Raw genomic sequence first — 304 nt, 5'->3', positions numbered from 1 at the left:
TTGTGCTTTGGCGAGTGCGTCCTGGCCCCAGTTTAGCTGCCTGGCGATTTCTACGGGGTCGTCAGGCAGCTGCGTGTGTAGGTACAGCCACCAGTCGCAGGCGATGTGCTGTTTCTCGTCGCGTAGTCCTCGGTGGGCGTGCATCAGTTTTTTATTTGGGAGTTCACTCCGCCTTCCAGGCTATTGGTTGTGCGCTCTAAGCGTTGGCCTTCTATAGCTTGGGTGAGGCAGGCAAAGAAGTGTCCGTGTTGACTCATTTTCTTCAACTGCAGGTAGATTCCGCGGTGAACATCGTGGGTGTACC

It is taken from the genome of Corynebacterium sp. HMSC076G08 (assembly GCF_001811515.1).
Lineage (GTDB): Bacteria > Actinomycetota > Actinomycetes > Mycobacteriales > Mycobacteriaceae > Corynebacterium > Corynebacterium hiratae.
This window is presented reverse-complemented; position numbering follows the sequence as displayed.